This is a genomic window from Lentzea sp. NPDC059081 (assembly GCF_042738015.1).
In the GTDB taxonomy this organism is placed as follows: domain Bacteria; phylum Actinomycetota; class Actinomycetes; order Mycobacteriales; family Pseudonocardiaceae; genus Lentzea.
On sequence record NZ_JBHYGW010000001.1, the window covers coordinates 868,366 to 875,614 of the forward strand.

Here is a 7,249-nt window from a genome sequence, read left to right on the forward strand (position 1 = left end):
AGCCTGTCGCGCGTTCCTGACCCACTTCCAGGATCACTTTTCGGGCCCCCAAAACCCGCCGAAGCCAGCACGCGACAACAGCCGCAAGACTGCGGGAACGCGGCGCTCTTGCGAGAGTTGCACTTTCCGAATGGATTGACACGTAAGCCGATGTGTCTGCCGGACTCAGTTCCCCGTGTGCGTGGCCAGCAACGACCTGGGTACGGTCACCCCCCTGCTCCGCACCCAGTCGACGAACTCGGCCATCGAGACCGTGTACTGGACCGGCCGGCCGGGATCGCCCACTACGACCAGGTTGACGCCGCCCACCCTCATGGCGCGGACGAACACGCCGCCGTCCGGGCTGCCCAGGAGATGTCCCGACTGGGCAGCGAGCCACGACCAGAAGGCGCTCTGGGCTTCAGGCGTCACCAGCGAGTCGCCCAGCCCTACCGGCGGGTCCTGCGGGCTCACGAGAATCCCGGCGGCGAATCGCCTGCCTGCCAGTTCCGCTTCCGGTGCCAGCGCCCTTTCGAGCGCGGTCAGGTAGGTGGTCTGCGGCCGGTCGCCCGAGGGCGTGCCGCGTTGCGGTCGCTCCGGGTCGGCCTCCCGCAGAAGCACCGGTAGCCGGTCGCCGGTGAGGTCGAGCGACGCCAGGGCCTGCATCGCGTCCGACCATCGAAGGACCAGTGCCTTCCAGGCCGCCGGGTCCTGCTCGTCAGCCGTGCTGAGTTGCCCTACACGCTCGCGGACGCGCACGAACTCCTGCGCCGCCATGCCGGCCCGGTCGAGCACCTGCTGCGTCTGCGTGCGTCCCAGCAGCGGGTCCACGTGAGCGCGGAACGCGGCGGAGGTGCCGCCCAGTTGTTCCACGACAGCCGACGCGACCGCCAGCCCGAGGTGGAGCATCGGCACGATCATCGGAACGCGGTCGCGCAGCGCCGCGTCGACCGCGGCCGAGGTACCGGCCGCCTGGAACCGTCGCGGTTCGTGACCGGCCCCGGCGAAGAGCGCCTCGACCGCGGCCGCGGGATTCGCGACAACCGCGTAGAACAACCCATCGCTGAGCACGTTCTGCCTGATGGCATCGTTCAGGTTCAACGTCGTGAGCATCGCCAGCCGGGTCGCCAGCGGGCGACCGACCGGATAGAGGGCGTAACGCACGAGGGAACCGGCTGTGCGGAAGGGGTCCAGTCCTCGTTCGATGTGCTCGGCGAGGTCGCGCAGCACCTGGACGAGCCGGCGCGGGCTGATCGGCCGGACCACTCGCGCCGCCTCGCCGACGCCGCCGGTGCGCGCAGGCGCAACGGCGGTGATGAGCACGGCGTCGTTCACCAGTGCGCGGACCTGCTGGCGAAGGACGGGATCCAGGATCGTCGGCAGCACCCTGTCGACTCGTGCCAGCAGGGCGGGCGTGGCGCCCAGGAGGTCGTTGTGCACCAAAGCGCTCGACGACATCGCTCCGGCCTCACGGACCCAGGACTCCACCTCCTCCTGCGTCAGCTCCAGGTGGGTGAGTCCATGTACGGCCGCGGCGTAGGCCGGTACCGGGTGCACGTCCCGGGTGCCGAGGTAGTGGTCACCGGCAAGCCCGCGACGCAGCAGCACGACGGGTGTCGCGTCGTCCAGTCCGAAGTCGACAGTCGGCCCGTTCAGGCCGGCCTCGCCAACGATCGTCAGCTTGATCCCGGCGGCCTTCGCGATCGCCATGGGCACCAGACCGTCGTCGTCGCGCGGGAAGCTCTTGGGCTGACGAAGGTGCGCGACCTCGGCCGCGTAGTCGTCACCCGTGTAGAACCGGGAGAACTCGTCGGCGTGGTCCTGCATCGCGTCCGCCGCGGCGGCACGCAGATGCCTGGCCGTGGGGAACCGTTGACGAAGAACGGGATGCGACCGCAGCGTCGCCTCGAAGATGTTGTCCCCGCCCGGGCTCATCTCGATCGCGAACTTCCCCATCTCGTCGAGCACTGCCCGCTGCTGCTGCGTGGACCGCTGCCCTTCGTCCCAGGTGAGCAACACCACCTCGACGAGGTTCGCGAAATTGGCTTCCGGGAACCTGACCCCCCGGCGGCGGAGCGCACGGCCGAGACCGGCGCTGGTGGTGACGCTCGGATGATTGGCGATCTCCTGGCCGATCAGCGCCATGATCTCGTCATTGGACAGAACCGGCTCGTACTCGGCGTCCCTGACCTCGTGGATCAGAATCCTGATCCTTCTCCTGTTGACACCGAGACCTCGGGCGAGGAGCGCGGTCTCGATCCTGGTGAAGCGACCGAAGTCCTCAGGACGCTCGTCGAGGTGTTCGCGAACTGCTTCCCTGACCCTTTCCTCACGGGCTTCCGCCTCGTGACGGGCTTGGTCACCGTCACCCGGACTCGGCGCGCTCAGCGCTTCGGCGCCGGGACCTTCTCCGGTGGCGAGATAATGACCACCCGAGAACTCCCGGCGCAGCAACACCAGGAAACGCCGGCTTCCGGTCTCGTAGGTGACTTCTCCCTCTCCTGCGGTGTCATCGCCGACGATCGTCAGATCGACTCCGGCAACCTTGGCGAGCGCGCGGTGAACAAGACCGTCCGAATCGCGCGTGTAGGTTCCGGGCTGCCGAATGTGATCGACCTCCGCCCAGTAGTCGGCACCCGTGTAGAACCTGGAGTACTCCTCGAAGTTGTCCCGCAACTCGTCCGCCGCGGCGGCGCGCAGGTTGTACACCGCGGCAAACCGCTCGCGAAGAGCGGGCAACGACTGCAACACCGCCTCGTAGAGGTTGTCCGCACCTGGAGGGATCTCGATCGCGTGCATCCCGGCCGCTCGAAGCGCCTCCTGCTGTCGCGCCGTCGGCTTCTGCTTCTCGACCCAGCCGGTCTTCACTCGCCGGATCAGCCGCAGGAGTGCCCGGCGTCGACGACCGGCGCCCATCCTGTTCAGCCCGTTGGCGACGTTCTCGACGCGGATACCGGGCCTGTCCGCGAAGTAGCGGCCGGCGTGCATCTCGACTTCGACGTTGGCCATCGGCGCGCCACGCCTGATGACGTGGGCCTCCCTGGCCTCGACGATCAAGGTCCGGAACCTCGCGTCATTGAGTTCGAACCTCGGGCGGAGCGTGTTGGCGATCCTGAGCAGGCTGTGCCGGTCCCCCGGGTGTTGGTCGAGGTGCTCGTGAACCGCTTCCTTGATCGCCAGTTCGAGGGCCAGCTGCCCCGCACCGTCCTCGTCCGGTTCGTCGACGACGGAGATTTCATGGCTACCGTGGTAGTGGCCGTCCATCCCGGGACGCTGCAACAACATCACGGGATGCTCGCCGCCGTTCCCGTGGACGACTTCCCCCTCCACACCGCTCTTGATCGACAGGGTGATGCCGGCCGCCTTCGCGAGCGCGCGGTAAGCGATCCCGTCCGAGTCACGAACGAAGTTCCCGGGAAGCCGCAGGTGATCGACCTCGGCCCAGTAGTCGGCACCCGTGTAGAACCTCGAGAACTCCTCGAAGCCGTCCACCATCGCATCCACCGTGGCAGCGCGAAGATCCCCCGCGGTGGGGAACCGCTCACGCAGAACAGGCAACGACCGCAACACCGCCTCGAAAAGAGCATCCCCACCAGGAGCGACCGCGACATGCTGCAAACCCGCCGCCTTGAGCACGTCCCGCTGCCGTATGGTCGGTTCCAGGTTCATCCGCACCTTGCTCACCGCGTGGCCGAGCGTGCTGTCCCCGATGGAGACGCCCCTGCGGCGCAAGTCGATCCGGACCTGGTCTCCCATCTCCTCGGCGTTGTCGAGGAGATACCCACCCACGATTTCGACGAGATCCTGCTCGTCGACCGCGATCTGGCTGTCGGGCAGCGAGTTCCCCACCCGCAGGATCAAATCGTCGAACTCCTTCTTGCTCCGCCGGAAGCCGCTCCAGTAGAGGGCGGACCTGATCTCCCCCATCTCCACCCTCGCCTGCTGCCCGATCTCCCTCCGGATCGCTTCGACGATCACGTCATCGGTGGCGTCCCAGTTCGACAACATGGCTGGTTCTTCAGCAGCTGCTTCAACGGGTTCACCTCGTTCCTCGCCGACGGCCACAGCGCGGGTGGCGAGATGGTGACCACCGAACACCTCACGCCGCAGCAGCAGCACAGCAGTCTCGCTACCGGTTTCACCAACGGCGGCGCCCTGCCCTCCGACACCGAAATCGTCCATCACCGTCAGATCGATCGCGGCGGCTCTCGCGAGTGCACGCGGAACAAGACCATCGCCGTCACGCGGAGGGTTGCCGGGCTGCGCGATGTACTCGACCTCAGCCCAGAAGTCATCACCCGTGTAGAACTCGGAGTACTCCTCGAAGTTGACCCGCAACTCATTCGCTGTGGCAGCGCGCAGATCCGTCGCCGTGGCAAACCGCTGACGAAGAAAAGTCCCCGACTGCAACACCGCCTCGAAAAGAGCATCCCCGCCCACGGCGATCGGAACGTGCCGCGCGCCAATCCGTTCGAGCAGAGCCCGCTGCGCCTCCGTCGGCTGCCGGGCTGTCACGACCTGCTCGACCAGGCCCGCGGCCCGTTGCCTGCTCACGTAACGAGCCCGGCGGACGACGTAGGCGACCACGTCGTCGACGGTCCCGTCCGGGAACCTGCCGAGGTACTCCTCGGCCGACGCGATGACTTCGGCATCGGAGCTGGGTCCGCGGACCTGCAACTGCTCCGCACGGTCGATCAGCCCGTTCAACTCGACGTCCAGACCTCTGGCACCCAGCTTGCGGACCTCATGCCTGAGCCACCTGCGCGTATAGCTCGGCCGACTCCGGATCAACCTGTCCATCGCCTTGACGACCTCGCCCACCGCGAGCCGCCGCCGGGGAGCGCGTGGGCCGCGTTGTGGTGCCGAAGCGTCGTCGTTGCCCGGAATTTCCTGGGTACCGTAGTAGTGACCGCTCATCGAAGGACGTTGCAACAGCATCAGGGAATGCTCGCCGCCGGTCCCGAAAACGACCCCCTCCTCCGTACCGCTCCTGATCGTCAGAGTGAGCCCGGCCGCCTTCGCGAGCGCGCGGTAGACGATCCCGTCCGAATCACGCACGAAACTGCCGGGAAGCCGCATGTGATCGACCTCCGCCCAGTAATCGGCACCCGTGTACAACCCGGAGAACTCCTCGAAACCGTCCACCATCGCATCCACCGTGGCAGCACGCAGATCCCCCGCGACAGGAAACCGCTCACGCAAACCAGGCAACGACCGCAACACCGCCTCGAAAAGAGCATCCCCACCAGGAGCGACCACGACATGCCGCAAACCCGCCGCCTTGAGCATGTCCCGCTGCCGTCTCGTCGGTTCCAAGCTCATCCGCACCTTGCTCACCGTGTGGCCGAGCACGCTGTTCGCAACGGAGACGCCCCTGCGGTGCAGATCTACCCCGACCTGCTCCGACGACTCCTCGGCGTTGCCGAAGAGATACCCACCCACGATTTCGACGAGATCCTGCTCGTCGACCGCGATCTGGCTGTCGGGCAGCGAGTTCCCCACCCGCAGGATCAAATCGTCGAACTCCTTCTTGCTCCGCCGGAAACCACTCCAGTAAAGACCGGACCTGATCTCCCCCATTTCCACCCTCGCCTGCTGCCCGATCTCCCTCCGGATCGCTTCGACGATCACGTCATCGGTGGCCTCCCAGTTCGACAACACGACCCGTTCGCCAGCGACCGCTCCAGCGGGTTCACCCGGTTCTTCACTGCTGAGATCACGGGTAGCGAGGTAGTGCCCACCGAGAACCCCGCTCTGCAGCACCAGCACGGGACGTCCGCTGCCGGTTGCGTGAACGGCGGTGCCCTGCCCTCCGACGCCGAAGTCACCCAGGACGGCCAGATCGATCGCGGCAGCTTTTGCGAGTGCACGCGGAACAAGACCATCGCCGTCACGCGGAGGGTTGCCGGGCTGCGCGATGTACTCGACCTCAGCCCAGAAGTCATCACCCGTGTAGTACCCGGAGTACTCCTCGAAGTTGACCCGCAACTCATTCGCTGTGGCAGCGCGCAGATCCGTCGCCGTGGCAAACCGCTGACGAAGAAAAGTCCCCGACTGCAACACCGCCTCGAAAAGAGCATCCCCGCCGGGCAGGATCCTGACGTGCCGCGCGCCGACATCGTCGAGCAGAGCCTGCTGCGGTTCTGTCGGCCGAGGGGCGTTCACGACCTGCTCGACCAGGCCCGCGGACCGTTGCCTGCTCACGTAACGAGCCCGGCGGACGACGTAGGCGACCACGTCGTCGACGGTCCCGTCCGGGAACCTGCCGAGGTACTCCTCGGCCGACGCGATGACTTCGGCATCGGAGCTGGGTCCGCGGACCTGCAACTGCTCCGCACGGTCGATCAGCCCGTTCAACTCGACGTCCAGACCTCTGGCACCCAGCTTGCGGACCTCATGCCTGAGCCACCTGCGCGTATAGCTCGGCCGACTCCGGATCAACCTGTCCATCGCCTTGACGACCTCGCCCACCGCGAGCCGCCGCCGGGGAGCGCGTGGGCCGCGTGGGCCGCGTGGGCCGCGTTGTGATGCCGAAGCCGTGACGCGCCCCGGTTCTGGGCGCTCGTCCACAACTCCTCCGGCGAGGTCGACTTCCTCGCCCAGGTCGTCGTTGCCCAGGTCGGCGTTCCCGGGTAACGGGGAACCCCCACCCTGCACCTCACCCACCGGCTCGACCTCACCCGGCTCCGAGACCCCGAGGGGCAGGGCACCTCGCTCGTCCCGCGCAGCCGAGATGTCGATCCTCTGCAGCATCTCGGCGTCCTCGCCCCAGAAGTCGATCCCGTCGCCCCCGCCCAGCTCCACCAGCCCAGCCGACACCTCGTCGCCGACCCCGATCTCGCCCAGTCCCGAAAGCTGATCGGCACGACCCGTCTCATCGGCCGCGAAACCCAGAGCGTCCTCCTCCGCCGAGAAGCCGAGCGCGTCCAACATCTCGGTGTCTTCATCCCGGTAGCCGCGCTGACCGTCCGCACCCAGATCGACAGGAACAGCCGGCGAAGACGGCACCGCGGCCCCAAGACCGACCTCACCCGGCTCCCCACCACCGTCCACCACCTGAACGTCCACCGGCTGCGCATCAGACAGGAAACTCGGCCCCCCACCGTCCAAAACCGAGAAGTCGATCCCCGCCCACCGCTCGGTCTCCTCCTCCACGTAGCCGTACTGACCATCCCCACCCAGATCGACAGGAACAGCCGGCGAAGACGGCACCGCGGCCCCAAGACCGACCTCACCCGGCTCCCCACCACCGTCCACCACCTGAACGTCC

General features: G+C 67.2%; 1 protein-coding gene. It reads right to left on the reverse strand.

Annotated elements, in window-relative coordinates:
- Positions 1-165 precede the first annotated feature (165 nt).
- Positions 166-6,216: a hypothetical protein gene (locus ACFWV3_RS03610; protein WP_382407805.1), complete on the reverse strand. Its 6,051-nt coding sequence runs from the start codon at positions 6,214-6,216 to the stop codon at positions 166-168.
- Positions 6,217-7,249: the final 1,033 nt, after the last annotated feature.